This window comes from Parageobacillus sp. G301 (assembly GCF_030268025.1).
Lineage (GTDB): Bacteria > Bacillota > Bacilli > Bacillales > Anoxybacillaceae > Parageobacillus_B > Parageobacillus_B toebii.
The window spans coordinates 93,929-111,984 of sequence record NZ_BSDB01000003.1; the positions used below are offsets into that span (position 1 = coordinate 93,929).

Genomic DNA, 18,056 nt, shown 5'->3' on the forward strand with positions numbered 1-18,056 from the left:
CTTTCCATTGCTACTCTCACCGTTATTTTCTTTCAAAAAAGTACGGTTTATCCGTATAGAAAAAAATTTATTAACAAAAAGGCTCTGCCGATTAGCAGAGCCTTTTTGGATAAACGAAAATACTCATGAGGATCAAAGCAAGTAAAAGCCGATTCCCATAATCGTATAAGCCGCGAGCAATGTCGCTCCTTCAAACCAGTTTGTATCCCCATCATTAGAAATGACAATCGTTAATAATACAGATGTCGCCATTGCGATCAATTCCGGAAGTGAAAAAACAAGCGGCATCTTTTCTGGAAAGAATAAAGAAACAAGAACAAGCACAGGCGCAACAAACATAGCGATTTGTAACGTTGAACCGATCGCGATTTCAACAGCGATATTCATTCTATTTTTGTATGCCATAATAATGGCAGAGGCGTGCTCCGCTGCGTTTCCAACGATGGCGACAATGATAATCCCGATAAACAATTCGCTCCATCCGAACGATTCCGCCACCGTTTCAAACGTATGGACAAGTCTCTCGGATATGTAGGCAACAGCCGCGGTTGCTAGCGCTAAAATCAAAATTGCTTTTCCTTTTGTCCATTCTGGTTCTTCGTGTTCTTCCACTACATCAGACTTTTGTTGATATACCCCGCGATGTGTGACAAGCTTAAAGTATAATGCCGCTAAATATAAAAGGATCATAATAATCGAAATACCGACACTAAGAGATAGCTTTTCTTGACTAGACATGTTCATCGTAAACACTTCAGGAATCACAAACGCCACTAAAATGGCAAACGTAAGCAGTCCCGCGTTATGGCGGGCATCATATACATTGAATTCTTGCCGCTTGTACTTAAGACCGCCAACAAAAAAAGACAAACCAGCCACTAATAATAAGTTGCCAAGCACCGAACCTGTAAGTGAGGCGAGCACTACTTCTACGAGTCCCGCTTTTAAAGCAAAAATGGAAATAATGAGCTCTACTGCGTTGCCAAACGTAGCATTAAGCAATCCGCCTATGCGCGGTCCAGCTACAATAGCCAAACTTTCCGTAGCGCGTCCCATATAGCTTGCTAAAGCAATAATCGTTAAGCAATACACCGCAAACATCAAGATCACAGGCCAATGAAGAAAACTGCCGATTACTGATAATGGAACGCCGATCCATACCATCAGCGCAAATACTTTATTCATCCGTTATAATTCCACCTTTCTCATTCAGTTTATCTAAAACAGCTCATTATATTCGTTCGACAATCAATCAGAAAATAGCGGCATTTTTTGAACCATATGTTATGTATGACAATGGGATAACGGTCGTCATTATTATTCAATATTCTCCCAAATATATGTATTTAACACTTTACGTAAAAATCCTTCCTTTATTTTTCTTGCCTTATACAATCCACTTATGTACCATGTTAAACGAGTGTTATGTTTAGAAACGAGGTATCAAGCAATGCGCTTTTGGATTTTAATCAGCATTGTCGCTATTTCTGGTTTATCACAAGGGATGCTGCTGCCGCTGCTTTCTATATTGCTTGAAAAATATGGATTTTCCTCTTCTGCAAATGGCATACATGCCACAGCGTTGTATATCGGTGTCCTATTGATCTCTCCATTTTTAGAAAAACCGCTGCGCAAATATGGATACCGGCCTATGATTATCCTTGGTGGTTTTATTGTAATATTATCGCTCGCCTTATTTCCAGCTTTTCATTCATTTTTGATTTGGTTTTTCTTGCGCCTTTGCATCGGAATTGGTGACCATATGCTCCATTTCGCAACACAAACATGGATTACCGATTTTTCTCCCGCACAACGGCGAGGACGTAACTTGTCGCTATACGGGCTATTTTTCGGCATCGGTTTTTCAGCTGGTCCGCTGTTAGCGTCACTCATTCAATTCCATGAATCGTTGCCGTTTTTCTTATCATCGCTACTTAGCCTTATAGGCTGGTGTAGCGTCTTTTTCTTGCCAAACGAACGGCCGCAGGAAAGCGAACAATCTGGTTCGGCACACACATTTCAACGCTTCGTTCATGCATGGAAATACGCGTGGGTTGCTTTATTGCTTCCATTTACTTACGGCTTTTTGGAAGCAGCGATTCATGCCATTTTCCCTGTTTACGCTTTGCGGGAACATATTGGTATAGAACATGTAGCATTTATTTTACCATCTTTTTCACTTGGAGGTATCATTTCTCAATTGCCTCTTGGAGTATTAAGTGATCGTTTTCAGCGAAAACGAGTCATTTCCGTTGCTTTATTGATCGGAAGTGCCAGCTTTTTTAGTGCTTATTTATTCCATCACTCCCTTGTCGGGCTTGCCGTTTGTTTCTTTATTGCCGGTATGTTTGTCGGCTCTTTGTTTTCACTCGGGATTACATATATGGCAGATTTGCTGCCAAAACGGCTCTTCCCAGCCGGAAACTTACTATGTGGTATGCTATACAGCATTGGCAGCATGATCGGTCCGTTTATGACCGGCTTAATGATTCAATTCGGGGCGAATCACAACTTTTTCTTTACGATAAGCGCACTTCTCTTCCTTGTCTTTTTGCCGTTGTTATGGAATAAAACAAAGAAGGTCACTCTGATATGATCCCCTTATAGTAGACAGAAAAAAGAAAGCCAATTAATCTGTCTACTATGGAGGGGATTTTTCTATGGGGAAAATACGAAAAACATATGATACAAAGTTTAAAAAGAAAGCTGTGGATTTATATTTGGAAGAGGGCATGGGATACGAAACGGTGGCGAAAGAATTGGGAATTAGCCATTCCATGGTACGTCGATGGGTGAAACGCTATGAACAGGAAGGAATACAAGGTCTGGAGGAAAAACGGGGCAAAGCAAAAGGACCAAATAAAGGAAGACCGAGAACTCGTCCGGAAGATCCTGAAACGAAAATCAAGCGTCTGGAGGCGGAAGTAGAGATGCTAAAAAAGCTCTTAAAGAGGTGAAAGGGGGGATGGAAGCCGTACCAGCTCACAAAAAGTTCGCGATCATTCAAGAAATGGCTGGGTGTTATGGTTCGATTCAACTATTATGTGAGATAGCAGGCGTATCTCGAAGCGGATATTACAAGTGGGTAAAACGACAGGAACGCCCTTCTCAGAAGCACTTGGAAGACGAGCAGCTAAAGGAAAAAATCAAAGAGTGCCATGAAGAAGTGAAAGGAATCTACGGGTATCGGAGGGTTCAAGTTTGGCTGAAACGGAAATACCAACTGGATATCAACCATAAACGAGTACAAAGGCTGATGAGGGAGATGGGAATCCGGGCGGTGATTCGGAAGAAACGGCCTTATTACGGAAAGAAAGAGCCTTATGTGATTTCGGACAATCATCTAAACCGAGATTTCCACGCGTCAAAGCCAAACGAGAAGTGGGTTACAGATATTACCTATTTAATTTTTAATGGGCAAAAACTCTATTTGTCCGCTATTAAAGACCTATACAATAATGAAATCGTGGCTTATCATATCAGCGAAAGAAATGACATCAAACTGGTCATCGACACGCTAAAAAAGGCCATAAAAAAACGGAATGTAAATGGACTACTCCTCCATAGTGATCAGGGGTTCCAGTATACATCCCGCCAATACAACAACCTACTAAAAAGATACAATATAAAGGCCAGTATGTCCAGAAAAGGAAACTGCTTGGACAATGCCTGCATGGAAAACTTCTTCAGCCATTTCAAGGCAGAGTGTTTTCATCTGTACTCATTCCGCACGGCCGAAGAAGTGAAGGATGCCGTACACAAATATATTCGTTTTTATAACCATCAACGTTTCCAAAAGAAATTAAATAACCTGAGTCCTTATGAATATAGGACTCAGGCTACTTAAATGTGCTTTTTTATTCCTGTCTACTTGACAGGGGTCACTTCACTCATGGCTGACCTTCTTTTTTGTGTTTATTTTCAAAAAATTATTGACCTTTCTTTTTGTTCTGTTATATAATAATAGCAAGAAATTGATATTCTGTTTTAAAACAGAACAACCTGGAGGGGAGCGATAATAAATGCTTAGAGCAGAACGAAAAAATATGATTGAATTTATCGAAAAAGTAAGAGGAATTACAAGAGACCAACTTGCTTATATGACAGACGCAGAAATCGAATATATTTATGAGTTGTACTATTACAATCATGAAGAAATCGCAGAATAAAAGGACCGCCATAGGACAGTCCTTTTCTTTTTTATAATCTCTTTGCGCCACCGATAAAAACACTTTGTTGAGGCGCTGCAGAGGCTTATTGTCTTCGCGTAGATCCCCTGCAGCGCTTTCTTTGTTTTTTGGAGCATTATCCTCGCGGGTCCTCCAGCGCGTGTCGCGGAGCCAGGATGGCGACATTTCGCCGTTGCCCGCAGGACGCGGGCAGCCTTTAGGCGAAATGGGGCGCCTTACGCTTTTCTTATTGTCTAGCTCCAGGCGCCATCGGCTCGCGACGCTTCGGCCCCGCTGTGGCGGCAACAGCCTCCTCGCGGGTCCTCCAGCGCGTGTCGCCGATAAGCGGGCGCCTTACGCTTTTCTTATTGTCTAGCTCGGCGGCTAGCTCTCTTGTGCGAAATAACCTTCTCCCTTGAAGTGCAAGCACTTCAGCAGTCGAAGAACATTTCGCTTCGAGAGCTGTTCGCGCCGCCTCCGCTTTTCTAATGATATCCGTTTTGGCCGTTGGCGCTTCCGCTTGTTTTATGTTTTGGTCTGTTTTTTCCTTTTTGTTTTGTACCGCCGTCTTTTTTCGTATGTTTCGTCATCACAATCCCCCTCTCATCTTCAACAAACCTCTTACAGTCGTTACTATTTCCCTGAATTTGTTGTTTATGAAAGGAAGTTTGTGCATATTAACGCGTGCGTTTTCTTCCTTCCCGTTCACAATCAAAAATCGCGTTCATTTCTCCTCCTAAAACAATAATCATCCCTGATAAATAAAACCACACCATTAAAATAATCATTCCACCGAGGCTTCCGTACATGGCGGTATAATTCGCAAAATTGTTGACATAGTAAGAAAAAGCAAGCGACATGAGAATCCATCCAACTGTCGCAAAGATTGCGCCGCGGACAATATTCGCACAACGCAGCTTCTTATTTGGCGCGAAATAATATAATGCGGTAAACACAACAAACAAAATTAATGAACTAATGACCCAACGCAACGCGTTCCAAGTCATTAAAAATGTTTGGGAAAAACCAAATGCAGAAAATAAAAATAGCCCAATCGTTTTCCCGAATACAGGCAAAAACAATGCAACGATGATCACAAAAATCATTCCGATTGTAAGCAATACCGACATTCCACGAGCGATAAAAAAGGGGCGATTTTCCTCGACATCATAAGCGCGGTTAAACGCCCGGACAATCGCATTCATTCCATTTGAAGCTGACCAAATCGCAACGATAATACTAAACGATAACAATTTCCAGTTTTGGTCGTCCATCACCCGACGAATGTTTGCCTCGACTAAATGAAGCGCTTCTTTTGGAGCATATTGACGTATTATGGAAAGAATATCTTCATGTGGAATTGGCAAATAAGCAAGTAACGTAAATAAAAAAATAAGAAATGGGAACAGGGAAAGAAGGAAATAATAAGCTAATTCCGCCGACAGACGGGGAATTTCATCCTTTTGAAAACGCCGCACCATTTCACGAATAAACGTTAAATTAATCATCATTTCTCGTTCCCCCTTCATTATTTTATTCGGGGACGATCATCCTTTTTCCAGCTATATGCTTCTTTTATAAATTCGATAACTTCCGGTGTTTTTTCTGCAATATCTTTTATTTTTTCCATAATAAACGCCATGTCTTCTGCCATCTCTTCTACAGATTGGCGCCATTGTTTCAGCTTCATCGGCAATGAAAGACGGTCTTGCTTTTCTTCCCTTTTGATCAGCAAGGAAAATGCGGCTCCTACTGCTGCCCCGATCATCACACCTTTCCATACATTTCTCTTCTTCACTTATTTTTCCCCCTTTTTAAAGTTTTTTCTCTTTTATAATTGCTTCTAATAAATGTTCACACCCTTTTCGGATAAGCTCATATACTTCTGAAAAGTTTCCTGTGTAATACGGATCTGGCACATCAGCAATTTCGCTATTTGGAACAAAATCAAGAAGCCGGCCGATAAATCCTGTTTTATTGTATCCGGCTAATCGTCGCAGATTCCCAACATTTTCCGCATCCATGGCAATAATATAATCAAACTCCTGCAAATCCTCTTTACAAATTTGCCGAGCGCAAATTCCTGAAAAATCGATCTTATTTTTCTTTAATATCGTCTGTGTACCTTCATGCGGCGGTTCTCCGACATGCCAATTCCCTGTTCCCGCTGAATCAACGATGATTTTTCCTTCCAATCCTCTCTCTTTTACTAAATGTCGAAAAATCGCTTCCGCCATCGGCGAGCGACAAATATTCCCTAAGCAAACAAATAATACTTTTACCATTGTTTCACATCTCCTTTCGACCCCATTATATACAAAAATATTAGCGCAATGTATTCCCTTGTATGTTAAAATACATGTAACCTTTACAAGGAAGGAGCAAAAAAATGGATTTATCCAAAAAGTCGGCAGAAAACGTAGCGTACATGGTAGAAAAAATAAAAGAAAAGCTAAAAGTATTAAATTTTGATGCGATTAAACCTTCCCACTTCTCCGAGGAATGGTATGATGAGCTAAAAGACATTTATGAAATGGTGATGAGAAAAAATACGTTTAGCCCAAGCGAGATGCAGGCCATCGCCGAGGAGTTAGGAAACTTACGCAAAAAGTAAAAAATGCTGAAGGAAACGTCGTTTTTCAATGATTCATTATGTACAATGCCATACTTACGTATCAATGTAAGGCGGAAACGTCTATCGCTGTCCTTTTCGCTTTGGGCAGCGTTTTTTATTGGTTCTACTCAAATTATCTTTATTTTCGTATAATTATGTCTAAGTTCTAATGTTTTAAGGCGGGAGAGGAGAATAAAAATGATCTCTGGCGGTATTCATTACGTGTTATTTATCATTCTATTATTCTTCATTACCGTAATCGTTTCTTACATATTATTGAAAATACTATTCGCCCACACATTTCCTATTTACATGCTCTCTGCAGCAGCAATCATATGCATCATCGGTCTTGTGGTTTGGTCAATACATTTTCCCCATATGGCGGATTCTTTCACTCGATTTTTGTTCAGCTCCATCGTTGCTGTGCTCAGCGCCTTTTGTTTGGCAGCGTCCGCATTTATCATTAGCCGCTTATTAAAAGAAAATAAACAATGTCATAAATGTCTTTTTTTCGAATACCCTGATGTGATTCTTCTGCTAGACATAAATGGGCTACTTATATCCGGCAACCCTGAAGTAAGAAAAATGCTTGGATACAAACCAAGCGAATATATTGGCAAACATTTTACTCAGTTTATCGCCCCAGACCAAATTGAAAAAGCAAAAAAAATATTTGAACGAACATTAAAAGGAGAAAGTTGTGAATATGATTTACAAGTAAAGCATAAAAATGAAAAAATTATTGACATGCATTTTAAAACCATTCCAATAATTCATGGAAATCGCTTGAAAGGAATTTATGTGATTGGCCAAAATATGACGGAACTCAATCGCTACCGAAAAGAACTGGAAAACTTATATCATAAACATACACTCATATTAAATTCTATTGCTGAAGGAGTTTGTGGGATTGATAAACATGGAAATATCGTTTTCTGGAATCCAGCCGCAGAACGAATGACGGGATATAAAGCGGAAGAAGCCATTGGAAAAGCATCGCATGATATCATTCACCATACGAAAAAAGATGGAACTCCTTACTCTATTGATGAATGCCCAATTGATCTCGCCATTCAAGATGGGAAAACATATCATATTAGTGAAGATATTTTTTGGAAAAAAGATGGTACCCATTTCCCCGTTTCCTATACGGTAACGCCTGTTTTGGAAAATGGAGCCGTCGTTGATGCGGTATTGACATTCACCGATATTACCGAACTGAAAAAAACAGAAGAATTCATTCGAACATCGGAAAAGCTCTCAGTTGCCGGCCAGCTAGCGGCTGGGATCGCCCATGAAATTCGCAATCCGCTTACAGCCATAAAAGGATTTATACAACTATTGCAATCCGAACTTGACGAGAAAAAACCTTACCTTCACATTATTGAATCAGAAATTCAGCGCATTGAACTTATTTTAGGCGAACTATTAGTGTTGGCAAAACCACAAGCAACCAAATTTACAAAAAGTGATATTGGCGTTTTGCTTCAACATGTCACCGCTTTATTAGAAACACAGGGTATTTTGCATAACATCCAAATTATTACAAAAACTGATCCATCTCTTCCTCTCATTGAATGTGACGAAAACGGATTAAAGCAAGTATTTATTAATTTCTTAAAAAATGCGATGGAAGCGATGAAAAATGGTGGACATATTTTCATTGAAGCACAAAAAAAGGATGAACATTCCGTTCTTATTCGCTTTATCGACGAAGGCTGCGGAATTCCAAAAGAACATCTAGAAAAAATAGGAAAACCGTTCTTTACAACAAAAGAAAAAGGTACTGGTCTTGGGATGATGATCAGTAAAAAAATTATCGAAGACCACGGCGGAACGATGTCGATTATGAGTGAAGTGAATAAAGGAACAACCGTCGAAGTAACATTGCCGATCCGCGTTTCTGCATCCTCTGTTTTGCATAATTCCCTATTATCCGATTGACATGCATGGAAAAGGTCGGACAACAAACCGCCCTTTTCTTTCCTGATTTCTTTATTCCTCTACTGTGTTATATCAGCAAAAAATAAATTCCTATAGAAAAACTAGGATTGACTTTTGCTTGAATTGTGTTAAAATTTTAATCAATTATATAAGACTTATCAAGAGTGAGGGAGGGACTGGCCCGATGAACTCCGGCAACCTGCTTGGCCGAAAGCAAGGTGCTAATTCCAGCAAAATGGACTCCATTTTGGAAGATAAGGCGCTATTAGTGACCGGTTTGCTCTTCCAAAATGGGAGAGCGTTTTTAATAAGCGTTCGTTCTCTTTCTATTCCTATATAACCAACTAATCCACTTTATTTTCTTTGATTTCAAAGGGGGAGAAAAATGCTCACTTATCAAACATGGGAAGCCAAAGAAAAACCTTCATTCCCTCACGATAATGAAACAAAAGGGGCGCTTGATGTTCTCGCCTGGGCATACCGCCAATATGAGGACGATATTGTGTACGCCTGTAGCTTCGGCATTGAAGGAATCGTGTTAATCGATTTAATTTCGCAAGTAAAGCCAGATGCAGAAATCGTATTTCTCGATACCGGGCTTCATTTTCGTGAAACATACGAAACAATCGAAAAGGTAAAAGAAAAATATCCTTCCCTCCGCATTGTGATGAAACAGCCGAGCATATCCTTAGATGAACAGGCAAAACAATTCGGGGACGAATTATGGAAACACCATCCAAACAAATGCTGTGAATTGCGGAAGGTGATTCCTCTGCGCGAAGTATTGACCGGGGTAACCGCTTGGATTTCCGGCCTGCGCCGCGAACAATCACCGACACGCAGCCACGTCCAATACATCAATAAAGATGACAAATTCCAATCGATCAAAATATGCCCGCTCATTCATTGGACATGGAAAGACGTATGGAGCTATGTATATAAATACAGGCTTCCATACAATGTACTTCATGATCAAGGTTATCCAAGCATCGGCTGCGCGCCATGCACAGCCCCTGCTCTCGACCCGAACGACTTGCGTTCCGGCCGCTGGGTCGGGCACGGAAAAACGGAATGCGGGCTTCATATCTCATAGGGAGAGACACGAATATGCTCCTTATTGTTGCTTTTATCGTTTCCTTTTTCTTTGCAATGAATATCGGTGCTAGCGGCGCCGCCGCCGCAATGGGAGTGGCGTACGGATCCGGCGCCATCAGGCGGAGATCAACCGCCCTTCTGCTTTGCGGATTAGGAGTGTTTCTTGGCAGCCTGGGCGGCGGCGAGGTTGTCAAAACGATCGGTTCCGGGATTATCCCGTCTTCCATCTTGACCATCAAAATTGTGGTGATCATTTTAATTGCCGCGACGATATCCTTATTCGCCGCCAATATCATGGGCATTCCGCTCTCTACGAGCGAAATTACGGTCGGTTCGGTTGTCGGCATCGGCATTGCCTATCAAACCGTATATTTTCATAAATTGCTGTTTATTGTTTCCATATGGATCATTATCCCTATCATCGCCTTTGCATTTACATTTTTCATAGGAAAATGTTTTTTATCGCTAAAGCGGAAATATCCGCAATTAGAACAAGGCAGATGGGGAAAAATGTTCGTCACTCTTTTAATTGTGACCGGCTTTTTTGAAGCTTTTTCGGCTGGAATGAACAATGTTGCCAATGCCGTCGGCCCACTTGTCGGCGCCGGATTAATTTCCGTTTCCCATGGGATGATATTCGGCGGCATATTCGTCGCCCTTGGCGCCATATTGCTTGGAAGGCGCGTTTTAGAAACAAACGGAAAAAAAATCACGAACTTCTCTCCATTTGAAGGCAGCGCGATTTCCGGCACCGGCGCAACACTGGTCATTCTTTCGTCCATTTTCGGGCTGCCTGTACCGTTAACCCAAATTACTACCTCTGCCATCATTGGCATCGGTACAGCAAAAAACGGCTTTTATATTTGGCAAAAGCGCATTGTCATTCAGCTATTAAAAGTTTGGTTTGTATCGCCTATTTTTTCACTAGTTATTTCGTACAGTCTCGTTAAACTGCTGCTTGACAGCGATCTTTATACAATCATCGCCATTTTCAGCGTTTGTCTCGCTACCCTTGGCATTATTAGCCTGAAGAAAACAATCGACGAAGAACGGCGGTCCTTGCATGAAAGCGGCGGTGGCATTTAACCAATGATAAAACTTATTTATCCGATAAAATAAGTAAATTTAGGAGGTTATCAACATGAGCTTAAGCATTCCCCATGGAGGCACGTTAGTGAATCGCTGGAACCCTGACTATCCAGTGGATACCGTTACAAAAACGATTGAGTTGTCTAAAGCGGAATTAAGCGATTTAGAGCTAATCGGGACGGGAGCTTACAGCCCTCTTACCGGCTTTCTGGCAAAAAACGATTATGATTCCGTTGTCGAAACCATGCGGCTCGCCGATGGCACCGTATGGAGCATTCCGATTACCCTTGCTGTAACCGAAGAAAAGGCAAAAGAGCTTTCTGCCGGCGAAACGGCCAAACTCGTTTACGATGGAGAAACATATGGCATCATTGACATTCAAGAAATCTATCAACCTGATAAAACAAAGGAAGCGCTTCTCGTTTACAAAACCGATGAACTCAAACATCCAGGCGTACGAAAACTATTTGAAAAGCCAAATGTATATGTAGGCGGCCCGATTACATTAGTAAAACGCACTGATAAAGGGCGCTTCGCTCCATTCTACTTCGATCCGGCCGAAACACGTAAGCGTTTTGCCGAGCTTGGCTGGAACACGGTGGTTGGCTTTCAAACGCGAAATCCTGTCCACCGCGCCCATGAATACATTCAAAAATGCGCGCTCGAAATTGTCGACGGCCTCTTTTTAAATCCGCTTGTCGGTGAAACAAAGGCGGATGACATCCCGGCGGACATCCGCATGGAAAGCTATCAAGTATTGTTGGAAAACTATTATCCGCAAGACCGCGTGTTTTTAGGAGTGTTCCAAGCAGCGATGCGCTACGCCGGACCGCGGGAAGCAATTTTCCATGCGATGGTGCGCAAAAACTTCGGTTGCACCCACTTCATTGTCGGCCGCGATCATGCCGGCGTCGGCAATTACTATGGCACGTATGATGCGCAAAAAATCTTTTTAAATTTCACACCGGAAGAACTGGGCATTACGCCGCTGTTTTTCGAACATAGCTTTTATTGCACGAAATGCGAAGGCATGGCGTCGACGAAAACATGCCCGCATGATCCGAAATACCATGTTGTATTATCCGGCACAAAAGTGCGGGAAATGCTGCGCAACGGCCAAGTGCCGCCAAGCACGTTCAGCCGTCCGGAAGTCGCGGCGGTATTGATTAAGGGATTGCAACAGCAAGAGGCTGTCACCACGTCTGCACGTTAAAGGAGGAATAAAATTGAGCGTGAACATCGTTTGGCACCAAACGGCGGTTACAAAAGAAGACCGGCGAAAACGCAACGGGCATCACAGCGCAATCTTATGGTTTACCGGGCTTTCCGGCTCCGGCAAATCAACGATCGCCAATGCCGTGTCGAAAAAATTATTTGACCTTGGCATTCAAAACTATGTATTAGACGGGGACAACATCCGCCATGGGCTTAATAAGGATCTCGGCTTTTCCGCCGCAGATCGCACGGAAAATATTCGCCGCATCGGTGAAGTTGCCAAGCTGTTTGTCGACAGCGGCCAATTCGTCCTAACGGCATTTATTTCTCCTTTCGCGCAAGATCGCGAGCTTGTGCGCAATTTAGTAGAAAAAGACGAGTTTATCGAAATTTATGTGAAATGCCCGCTAGAAGAGTGTGAGAGACGCGATCCAAAAGGACTGTATAAAAAAGCAAGAAACGGAGAAATTCGCGATTTTACCGGCATTGACTCTCCGTATGAAGCGCCTGTCTCTCCGGAATTAACGATTGAAACACATCGCTACACGATCGATGAATGCGCCAATCAAGTGATTGCTTACTTGCGCAATCGAAATTTTATCAAGGGGGAATTTTAAATGGCATACGAAAAAGTATGGGCAAATAACCCAAATTTAAACAAAACGGAATTAAAAAAGCTCAAAAAAGACGGATTAAAAATTTTTGATGATATTCCTTATTATGCAAAACACGGATTCTCTTCCATTCCGCAAGAAGAATGGGATCTTTTCAAATGGGCGGGGCTTTACCTGCAGCGCCCTAAAGAAGCCGGCTATTTTATGATGCGTGTTTGCATTCCTTCCGGGATTTTGAATAACGAGCAACTCGAAACGCTAGCAGGCATCGCCCGTGATTACGGACGCGGTTTGTTTGACATTACAACACGCCAATCTGTTCAATTCCACTGGCTGCAAATCGAACAAATTCCTGATATTTTTGATCGTTTAAAACGAGTTGGGTTATCTACCGCCGGCGCCTGCGGCGATATCACTCGCAACATCGTCGGCAATCCGCTTGCCGGCATTGACCCAGACGAATTGTTTGACACAAGAGACATCGTTCGTGAAGTATATGAGTTTTTCCAACGTAACGAAGACTTCTCCAACTTGCCGCGCAAATATAAAATATCGATCAGCGCCAACGTCTACAACACGGTTAACGCAGAGATTCATTGCTTGTCGTTTACACCGGCGAAAAAAGTGATCGACGGCAAAGAAGTGCTCGGATTCCATGTGAAAGTCGGCGGCGGTTTATCGTCTGCTCCGTACCTTGCCCAAACGTTAGATGTGTTCGTAACGCCAGATCGCGTGAAAGACGTCGCTGTCGCGGTCACAACGATTTTCCGCGATTACGGCTATCGCGAAAAACGCCATCGCGCCCGTCTCAAATTCCTTGTCGCTGACTGGGGCGTTGATAAATTTAAAGAAAAATTAATTGAGCTCACGGGGCCTCTCCCATCCAAAGGAGAAGACGTACAAAAGGGCTGGAACCCTGGTTACTTCTATGGTGTCCATCGCCAAAAACAAGAAGGATTAAATTTCATCGGCTTTAATGTGCCAGTTGGCCGCTTGAGCGCGGATGAAGTATTCGAAATCGCGCGCATAGCCCGCCAATACGGCAACGGCGAAGTCCGCACATGCAATTCACAAAACCTAATTATTCCAAATATTCCAGATAAATATGTTGACGCTGTATTACAAGAAAAAGTGTTTGAACGGATTTCTATCCGTCCGAACACATTCACCGGTTATTCTGTTTCTTGCACAGGCACCGAGTTTTGCAATTTGGCGCTCGTCGAGACGAAAGAACGGATGCGGCGCGTCGCTGAATATTTAGATCAGCATTTAGAACTGGACGTTCCGGTACGCATTCATATGGTCGGTTGTCCAAACTCATGTGGCCAACGGCAAATTGGAGATATCGGCCTGCAAGGAATCAAAACAAAAACAAAAGACAGAGGCATGATTGAAGCGTTTGAAATTTACGTCGGCGGCACGCTGCTTAACGGTGGCAAATACAATCAAAAATTAAAAGGAAAAGTAGATGCGGAACGAATTTCCGAAGTGCTTTTGCAGCTATTAACCTATTTCAAAGAAACAAAATTGCCGGGTGAAACATTCTTAGCTTACTTAGATCGCGTCGGAATAGAAGCGTTGCAAACAGAACTAGACAGCATTTTAGCGCAAGTCAGCACGGTAGCATAAAAGGTGACAGCAATGTTTCTGTACCGATTTGAAGTAACCACAAAAACAGAAATCATCTATGTCGTCATTGCCGCAAACGATGATGAACAAGCATTTCGCTTCGTCGAAGTAGAATTAGAAAAACATTTTTTAAAAGTTCCTGATTATACGGATATTTCTCTACATGAAAAAAAACTGATTCGTCGCGGAGGCGGGTTCGTTGTCTACAGCGAACCCCGCCATTCTTCATAAAAAACATGCAAACGAGAAAGGGCTGAAACAAAGATGGGAAAAGTATACCTAGTTGGAGCGGGTCCTGGTGACCCTGAACTAATTACCGTAAAAGGCCTCAAATGCATCCAGCAAGCCGATGTTATTTTATACGACCGCCTCATCAATGAAGAGCTGTTATCCTATGCGAAAAAAGATGCAGAACTCATCTTTTGCGGCAAATTGCCGGGTTACCATACCATGCAGCAAGAAACCATTAATCATTTCCTTGTTCGGCACGCCAAAAAAGGAAAAACGGTTGTTCGTTTGAAAGGCGGCGACCCGTTCGTATTTGGCAGAGGCGGCGAGGAAGCAGAGGCGCTTGCGAAACATGGAATCGAGTTTGAAATCGTTCCCGGCATTACTTCTGGAATCGCCGCTGCTGCTTACGCTGGTATTCCTGTCACCCATCGAGATTTCAGCTCTAGCGTCGCCTTCATCACCGGTCATAAGCGGAAAGGAAGCGAAGAAGAAATCAAATGGGAAAATCTCGCGAAAGGCATTGATACGCTTGCCATTTACATGGGCATTAGCAATCTCCCATATATTTGCAGCCAGCTCATCCAATACGGGAAAGCTCCTTCAACCCCCGTTGCGGTCATTCAATGGGGAACCATGTCCGAACAACGGACCGTAACTGCTACCTTATCGACGATCGTTGATGTTGTCGCAAAAGAAAAGATCGAAAACCCCAGCATGATTATTGTCGGGAACGTCGTAAAACTTCGCGAAAACATTCAATGGTTTGAACAGCTGCTTCAAAAACAACAGACGGTCGCCAACGCAGCATTATGACGAGGTGGAATATGCAAGCGATATTGTACGTCTGTCACGGCAGCCGCATCGCCAAAGCTCGTGCGGAAGCGAGTTCCTTTGTAGAACAGTGTAAAACAAATATTGATGTTCCCATTCAAGAACTTTGTTTTATTGAGCTTGCACACCCAGATATTGTCACTGGAATCGATATTTGCGTTCAAAAAGGGGCATCTCGCATCGTTGTTCTCCCGCTTCTGCTTTTATCAGCAGGACATGCTAAACATGATATTCCAGAGGCAATCCGGCAAGCAAAACAGCGCCATCCCCACTTAGAAATCGTGCTTGGAGAACCGTTTGGCGTGCATGAAATGATGATTGATATTGTTGTAGACCGGATAAAAGAACAAGCAGTGCCGCTAGACCATGAATCGATGATTCTACTTATCGGACGCGGCAGCAGCGATCCGGATACGAAGCGTGATATCACCGCGATCGCTAAGCTGCTTCAAGCAAAAACAAACGTCCCGCGCGTTGATATATGTTTTTTAGCCGCCATCCGGCCAACATTGGAAGACGGTTTATATGAAGCAAGCCGTTCTTTCTACAAAAAAATTTTCGTCGTTCCTTATTTATTATTTACTGGCGTATTAATGAAAACAATTGAAAAACAGCTCCGTTCCCTTTCTTCATCCAATAAACAGTGGATTTTATGCAACTATTTAGGATACCATCCTTTTTTGCAGAATATGATCAAAGAAAACGCACAAATATTGTTACGAGCGAAATAGGGGAGCTTAACATCGCCAAGCTCCCTTTCACTTTTCGTCCCCCTCTTATCTTACATCCACATATACAAAATACCTCCATCTATTGTATGATGAGAATAGAAAAAAGATGGCGAGGGGCGAGCAATATGAAACGGTTTCACTTAATCGTTCATGGGCGCGTTCAAGGCGTGGGATTCCGGTATTTTACCCAATATGAAGCACTAAAACGGCGATTGACAGGCTGGGTCAGAAACAATGACGATGGAACAGTGGAACTTGAAGTACAAGGAAATGAAGAAGCGATACAGTTATTTATTGACACGATCCAAGAAGGAACGCTATTTGCGAAAGTAACCGATGTTTCCGCACAAGAAATTCCAATTATTAATAATGAAACGCAATTTCGTATCATGTACTAAGGGGCTGCAAATAGATACAGCTCCTTTATTTGTAATATAAGTTTATCTGGAAGATTCAACTTTTGACGGACAAAAAGTTTGCCGCAGATTTCTCGGCTGATCTAGGCAATCCACGGACTTACCTCGATCACGCTTATGCGCAGTCGAAAAACATCGTGATTCTTTGATCAAAAGGCAAAACTTACATCTATAATGCTACTGATGGTGAGCAATTACGCCGGAAGGGGATGTGTAGATGCGTAGTGTAAACACGTTTCAATAATGCATCGGTTCGCATATTCGTTTTTTCGATTCGCTTCGCGGCAAACAGGGTTAAAAACATCAATGGAAGCTTGCGGATATTCACCGCACACATCCACACCCACCACCTTTTTATAGAATAATAAATGACGGAGACAAGAAAGCAAAAACGAAAGCGGCATCGTTCCTTGATCCCAGTTTGTTACCGCATCATCACGGCAAAGCACGTCTTTATCAATACTAATATATACACAATGAGTAGGAATGACGGAAAAAAGCATGCTTGGAGAAATATCGTAATGATCAATTGGGAAGACAGTAATATTAGAAGATAAACGAAGATACTGTTGTGAAGGTTTTGGACCGATCATGACCACCTTTTTTAAATAAGGATGCTTTAGCGCATACGATACCCATGAACCGCACGAAATAACAGGATCATCCCCAGTTCCAACATCCGTATGATGGTCAAACAAAACGAGAGTAAAAGGCTCCTTTATTTCTTGAATAAGCAAATAAGAAACATAGTGATAGTTTCCGTTTCCGATGAACACCGCTCCTTTCTGTTTACGAAGACGTATGCGTCTCTCAATCTCACGTAATGATTCGGGTTCGCAATACAAGTTTGTATGTGCTAAATCGGTAAAATCGATCCATTCATGCGGAAAATGAAAAAGCTGTTTTTGCGAAACATACGTACTGTCAAAGTTTAAAAACGTTATGCCATTTCCTTGAAAACTCATCAATAACACCTCTCCTCTATTTTGGCGTAAAATCGAAGCTTGATGAGTCTCAATGACTACCTTCTTTTATTATAATTAAGAAGTTCGATAGACGAAATATTTTCGTTTTTTTGCTCGTTTCATGTAAAATAAGTAGAAAATGAATAGCAGGAGGGATTCGCTTGCAGCCGATTGATGTTTGCGAAGTGCAAGCCGCATTAAACCGCTTTGCCAATCAAGATGTATATATACATTTAGAAACAACGAATGGTGCATACGCTGCCCATCATAATGAAGGATTTTTTTCTGCCGGAGCTTATATCCGCAACGGTCTTATTCGTTTCAGCCGCGGGAAAATCGTTGGAAACGGGCCGTATCGTGTCGGCTTAAAACTTGATTTCGGCTGGGTGTATGCGGAAGGATTAACAGACTGGGAAATGACAGAGAAAGGACAATTGCTGTTAGCCGGGCACGATTATGAAGGAAGGCTGGCTGTTGCGCTGCAATTAAGCCACGAGCCATTTTAATGAAGGA

At 42.3% G+C, this 18,056-nt stretch carries 21 protein-coding genes and 1 riboswitch; of the genes, 16 read left to right on the forward strand and 5 right to left on the reverse strand.

Annotated elements, in window-relative coordinates; translation table 11 throughout:
* Positions 1–132: 132 nt before the first annotated feature.
* The gene (cax, locus tag QSJ37_RS16310) at positions 133–1,185 is read right to left on the reverse strand and encodes a calcium/proton exchanger (protein ID WP_285756254.1); all 1,053 of its coding nucleotides are present in this window, start codon (positions 1,183–1,185) and stop codon (positions 133–135) included.
* 265 nt (positions 1,186–1,450) lie between these two features.
* Here cax and QSJ37_RS16315 point away from each other — a divergent pair, with 265 nt between their 5' ends.
* The 4 genes from QSJ37_RS16315 to QSJ37_RS16330 all read left to right on the forward strand — a co-directional run bounded on the left by QSJ37_RS16315 (position 1,451) and on the right by QSJ37_RS16330 (position 4,169).
* Positions 1,451–2,596: an MFS transporter gene (locus QSJ37_RS16315; protein ID WP_285756257.1), complete on the forward strand. Its 1,146-nt coding sequence runs from the start codon at positions 1,451–1,453 to the stop codon at positions 2,594–2,596.
* A 64-nt stretch (positions 2,597–2,660) separates the two neighbouring features.
* Positions 2,661–2,957, forward strand: a complete 297-nt coding sequence (locus QSJ37_RS16320; protein WP_285753360.1) for a transposase — start codon at positions 2,661–2,663, stop codon at positions 2,955–2,957.
* 8 nt (positions 2,958–2,965) lie between these two features.
* Positions 2,966–3,847: an IS3 family transposase gene (locus tag QSJ37_RS16325; protein WP_285753359.1), complete on the forward strand. Its 882-nt coding sequence runs from the start codon at positions 2,966–2,968 to the stop codon at positions 3,845–3,847.
* 175 nt (positions 3,848–4,022) lie between these two features.
* A complete protein-coding gene (locus QSJ37_RS16330) occupies positions 4,023–4,169 on the forward strand; it encodes a BH0509 family protein (protein ID WP_062754855.1) in 147 nt (48 codons plus the stop codon).
* A 677-nt stretch (positions 4,170–4,846) separates the two neighbouring features.
* On the opposite strand, the gene QSJ37_RS16335 is transcribed toward QSJ37_RS16330, so the two are convergent.
* Genes QSJ37_RS16335 through QSJ37_RS16345 form a run of 3 tightly spaced genes read right to left on the reverse strand, consistent with a single transcriptional unit; the run spans position 4,847 to position 6,454 of the window.
* Entirely contained in the window at positions 4,847–5,680 is an 834-nt protein-coding gene (locus tag QSJ37_RS16335) for a YihY/virulence factor BrkB family protein (RefSeq protein WP_285756258.1), read from the reverse strand.
* 17 nt (positions 5,681–5,697) lie between these two features.
* On the reverse strand, positions 5,698–5,967 hold the full coding sequence (locus QSJ37_RS16340; RefSeq protein WP_285756259.1) for a YtxH domain-containing protein: 270 nt from the start codon (positions 5,965–5,967) through the stop codon (positions 5,698–5,700).
* A gap of 16 nt (positions 5,968–5,983) precedes the next feature.
* Positions 5,984–6,454, reverse strand: a complete 471-nt coding sequence (locus QSJ37_RS16345) for a low molecular weight protein-tyrosine-phosphatase (RefSeq protein WP_062754859.1) — start codon at positions 6,452–6,454, stop codon at positions 5,984–5,986.
* 104 nt (positions 6,455–6,558) lie between these two features.
* Between QSJ37_RS16345 and QSJ37_RS16350 the strand changes: the two genes are divergently transcribed.
* The 11 genes from QSJ37_RS16350 to QSJ37_RS16400 all read left to right on the forward strand — a co-directional run bounded on the left by QSJ37_RS16350 (position 6,559) and on the right by QSJ37_RS16400 (position 16,560).
* Entirely contained in the window at positions 6,559–6,783 is a 225-nt protein-coding gene (locus QSJ37_RS16350) for a DUF1128 domain-containing protein (RefSeq protein WP_012749148.1), read from the forward strand.
* 198 nt (positions 6,784–6,981) lie between these two features.
* On the forward strand, positions 6,982–8,727 hold the full coding sequence (locus QSJ37_RS16355; RefSeq protein WP_285756260.1) for a PAS domain-containing sensor histidine kinase: 1,746 nt from the start codon (positions 6,982–6,984) through the stop codon (positions 8,725–8,727).
* Between the two features lie 152 nt (positions 8,728–8,879).
* A riboswitch (SAM riboswitch) is annotated at positions 8,880–8,988 on the forward strand.
* A 124-nt stretch (positions 8,989–9,112) separates the two neighbouring features.
* Entirely contained in the window at positions 9,113–9,820 is a 708-nt protein-coding gene (locus QSJ37_RS16360) for a phosphoadenylyl-sulfate reductase (RefSeq protein WP_285756261.1), read from the forward strand.
* 14 nt (positions 9,821–9,834) lie between these two features.
* Positions 9,835–10,908, forward strand: coding sequence for a sulfate permease (locus QSJ37_RS16365; protein WP_285756263.1), 1,074 nt, complete (start codon positions 9,835–9,837; stop codon positions 10,906–10,908).
* 55 nt (positions 10,909–10,963) lie between these two features.
* Positions 10,964–12,124 carry a sulfate adenylyltransferase gene (gene sat / locus QSJ37_RS16370; protein WP_285756264.1) on the forward strand — a complete coding sequence of 387 codons (1,161 nt, stop codon included), beginning with the start codon at positions 10,964–10,966 and terminating at the stop codon, positions 12,122–12,124.
* A 13-nt stretch (positions 12,125–12,137) separates the two neighbouring features.
* Positions 12,138–12,743 carry an adenylyl-sulfate kinase gene (gene cysC / locus QSJ37_RS16375; protein ID WP_285756265.1) on the forward strand — a complete coding sequence of 202 codons (606 nt, stop codon included), beginning with the start codon at positions 12,138–12,140 and terminating at the stop codon, positions 12,741–12,743.
* Positions 12,744–14,369 carry a nitrite/sulfite reductase gene (locus tag QSJ37_RS16380; protein WP_285756266.1) on the forward strand — a complete coding sequence of 542 codons (1,626 nt, stop codon included), beginning with the start codon at positions 12,744–12,746 and terminating at the stop codon, positions 14,367–14,369. It begins immediately after the preceding gene.
* Between the two features lie 12 nt (positions 14,370–14,381).
* Positions 14,382–14,600, forward strand: a complete 219-nt coding sequence (locus tag QSJ37_RS16385) for a DUF3906 family protein (RefSeq protein ID WP_285756268.1) — start codon at positions 14,382–14,384, stop codon at positions 14,598–14,600.
* A 33-nt stretch (positions 14,601–14,633) separates the two neighbouring features.
* The gene (gene cobA, locus QSJ37_RS16390) at positions 14,634–15,413 is read left to right on the forward strand and encodes a uroporphyrinogen-III C-methyltransferase (RefSeq protein ID WP_285756269.1); all 780 of its coding nucleotides are present in this window, start codon (positions 14,634–14,636) and stop codon (positions 15,411–15,413) included.
* Positions 15,414–15,424: 11 nt separating this feature from the next.
* Positions 15,425–16,162, forward strand: a complete 738-nt coding sequence (locus tag QSJ37_RS16395; protein WP_285756270.1) for a sirohydrochlorin chelatase — start codon at positions 15,425–15,427, stop codon at positions 16,160–16,162.
* 125 nt (positions 16,163–16,287) lie between these two features.
* Positions 16,288–16,560 (forward strand): acylphosphatase, encoded by a 273-nt coding sequence (locus QSJ37_RS16400; protein WP_285756272.1) that lies wholly within the window; start codon positions 16,288–16,290, stop codon positions 16,558–16,560.
* Positions 16,561–16,772: 212 nt separating this feature from the next.
* On the opposite strand, the gene QSJ37_RS16405 is transcribed toward QSJ37_RS16400, so the two are convergent.
* A complete protein-coding gene (locus tag QSJ37_RS16405) occupies positions 16,773–17,543 on the reverse strand; it encodes an arginase family protein (protein WP_285756273.1) in 771 nt (256 codons plus the stop codon).
* A gap of 161 nt (positions 17,544–17,704) precedes the next feature.
* Between QSJ37_RS16405 and QSJ37_RS16410 the strand changes: the two genes are divergently transcribed.
* Positions 17,705–18,049: a YojF family protein gene (locus tag QSJ37_RS16410; protein ID WP_285756275.1), complete on the forward strand. Its 345-nt coding sequence runs from the start codon at positions 17,705–17,707 to the stop codon at positions 18,047–18,049.
* The last annotated feature ends 7 nt before the right edge of the window (positions 18,050–18,056 follow it).

Coding starts and splice junctions, on each gene's coding strand:
- QSJ37_RS16345 (WP_062754859.1), bottom strand. CDS start 6,454: ATGGTAAAAGTATTATTTGTTTGCTTAGGGAATATTTGTCGCTCGCCG.
- QSJ37_RS16385 (WP_285756268.1), top strand. CDS start 14,382: ATGTTTCTGTACCGATTTGAAGTAACCACAAAAACAGAAATCATCTAT.
- sat (WP_285756264.1), top strand. CDS start 10,964: ATGAGCTTAAGCATTCCCCATGGAGGCACGTTAGTGAATCGCTGGAAC.
- QSJ37_RS16365 (WP_285756263.1), top strand. CDS start 9,835: ATGCTCCTTATTGTTGCTTTTATCGTTTCCTTTTTCTTTGCAATGAAT.
- cax (WP_285756254.1), bottom strand. CDS start 1,185: ATGAATAAAGTATTTGCGCTGATGGTATGGATCGGCGTTCCATTATCA.
- QSJ37_RS16380 (WP_285756266.1), top strand. CDS start 12,744: ATGGCATACGAAAAAGTATGGGCAAATAACCCAAATTTAAACAAAACG.
- QSJ37_RS16400 (WP_285756272.1), top strand. CDS start 16,288: ATGAAACGGTTTCACTTAATCGTTCATGGGCGCGTTCAAGGCGTGGGA.
- QSJ37_RS16405 (WP_285756273.1), bottom strand. CDS start 17,543: ATGAGTTTTCAAGGAAATGGCATAACGTTTTTAAACTTTGACAGTACG.
- QSJ37_RS16320 (WP_285753360.1), top strand. CDS start 2,661: ATGGGGAAAATACGAAAAACATATGATACAAAGTTTAAAAAGAAAGCT.
- QSJ37_RS16335 (WP_285756258.1), bottom strand. CDS start 5,680: ATGATGATTAATTTAACGTTTATTCGTGAAATGGTGCGGCGTTTTCAA.
- QSJ37_RS16360 (WP_285756261.1), top strand. CDS start 9,113: ATGCTCACTTATCAAACATGGGAAGCCAAAGAAAAACCTTCATTCCCT.
- QSJ37_RS16330 (WP_062754855.1), top strand. CDS start 4,023: ATGCTTAGAGCAGAACGAAAAAATATGATTGAATTTATCGAAAAAGTA.
- QSJ37_RS16395 (WP_285756270.1), top strand. CDS start 15,425: ATGCAAGCGATATTGTACGTCTGTCACGGCAGCCGCATCGCCAAAGCT.
- QSJ37_RS16350 (WP_012749148.1), top strand. CDS start 6,559: ATGGATTTATCCAAAAAGTCGGCAGAAAACGTAGCGTACATGGTAGAA.
- QSJ37_RS16355 (WP_285756260.1), top strand. CDS start 6,982: ATGATCTCTGGCGGTATTCATTACGTGTTATTTATCATTCTATTATTC.
- cobA (WP_285756269.1), top strand. CDS start 14,634: ATGGGAAAAGTATACCTAGTTGGAGCGGGTCCTGGTGACCCTGAACTA.
- QSJ37_RS16325 (WP_285753359.1), top strand. CDS start 2,966: ATGGAAGCCGTACCAGCTCACAAAAAGTTCGCGATCATTCAAGAAATG.
- QSJ37_RS16315 (WP_285756257.1), top strand. CDS start 1,451: ATGCGCTTTTGGATTTTAATCAGCATTGTCGCTATTTCTGGTTTATCA.